Genomic DNA, 1,508 nt, shown 5'->3' with positions numbered 1-1,508 from the left:
CCGGAACTCCGACCGCTCGGCGATCTCCGCCTCGAAGGCCGGCTGCTCCGGCAGTCGACCGCTGCTCAGCTCACGGGCCTGCGCCCAGAGCGCGGCGAACACCCCGTCGAAACCGGCCCGGCGCACCTCGTTGCGTCGTGCGCCGCGGTGCAGCGCCCGGTCCCGGATGCGGTCCAGCGCGGCCCGGTCCAGCCGCAGCAGCGTGCCCCGGTAGAGCAGCCGCAGCTCACCCGGGCCGCCCGGCACCGCGTCGCGGGCCGCGCGCTCCAGCACCCGGCGCATCCGCAGCGAGCCCTTCACCGCCGCCACCTCGGGCGGGTCGGTGCGGGTGGCGGTCATCCCCGGAAAGAGGGTGCCCAGCGAGTGCAGGGTCGCGGTGTCCTCACCGAGCGACGGCAGCACCGAGCCGATGTACTCGACGAAGACCGACGACGGGCCGACCACCAGGATGCCGCCGCCCGCGTAGCGGCTGCGGTCGGAGTACAGCAGGAACGCGGCCCGGTGCAGAGCGACAGCGGTCTTGCCGGTGCCGGGGCCGCCCGCGACGATCGTCACCCCGGAGCCGGGCGAGCGGATCGCCTCGTCCTGTTCCCGCTGGATGGTCGCCACGATGTCGCGCATGCCCCGGCCGGTGGCCTTGGAGAGGGTGGCCAGCAACGCGCCGTCACCGACGACAGTCATCCCCTCCGGGGCGGCGGTCGGGTCCAGCAGGTCGTCCTCGATCCGGGTGACCCGCTCAGCGCGGGACTGGATGGTGCGGCGCCGCACCACGTCCAGCGGCTGCGCCGGGGTCGCCTGGTAGAAGGCGGCGGCGGCCGGCGCACGCCAGTCGACGACAAGTGTGACGGCGTCCTCGTCGCGGATCCCGAGTCGCCCGACGTGCAGCACCTGACGGTCGCGCAGGTCCAACCGGCCGAAGACCAGCCCCTCGTGCTCGGCGTCCAGGGTGTGCCGCCGTTGCGCCGCGTGGAAGACCATCGCGTCGCGCTCGACCAGGGCACCGTGCGTGCCCACCCGTGCCATCCGGTAGCCGTCGCGTTCGGCACGGACGGCCGACTGCCGCAGCTCGGCCAGTCGGGCGTACACCCGGTCGAGGTGTCGTTGCTCGACGGCGATCTCCTGCTCAAGGCCGTTCTGGTCGGTCAACGCACGCTCCTTCAAAGGTCGCCGGCAGGCGGCGGGAACCGCGCGGGCCAACCGCAGAAGGGTACGGCCCCGGGCTCGACCCGCCGCGCCCGAGGTGCGCGAACGTGCTCAGGCACCCGTCTCGGCCGGGGTCACGTCGCAGCTGGCCGACGGCGATTCGGCGAGCACCCGCCGCACCACGCCGGTGAGCGCGGCGTTGACCTCGTCCGGGCGTTCCATCATCAACATGTGCCCGGCACCCGGGCAGACGGTCAGCTCGGTGGCCGGCAGGGCCGCCGCGATCGACTCGGCGCACGGCGGTGGGGTCAGCCGGTCCCGGTCGCCGACCAGGGCGGCGGCCGGCAGGTGGGCCAGCGCGGCGA

The 1,508-nt window shown here is 74.6% G+C and carries 1 protein-coding gene and 1 pseudogene; both read right to left on the bottom strand.

Going from position 1 to position 1,508, the window contains the following annotated elements; translation table 11 throughout:
- Positions 1-1,146: pseudogene (locus KBX53_RS32620) on the bottom strand (AAA family ATPase); the annotation flags it as partial.
- 108 nt (positions 1,147-1,254) lie between these two features.
- Positions 1,255-1,508: alpha/beta fold hydrolase (locus KBX53_RS32615; protein WP_210863707.1), on the bottom strand; the 254-nt coding region annotated here is incomplete at its 5' end.

Source organism: Micromonospora sp. M51 (genome assembly GCF_018070305.1).
Classification (GTDB): domain Bacteria; phylum Actinomycetota; class Actinomycetes; order Mycobacteriales; family Micromonosporaceae; genus Micromonospora; species Micromonospora parva.
Note: the sequence above shows the minus strand (reverse complement) of the source record. Positions and strands in the feature narration are given on the sequence as shown.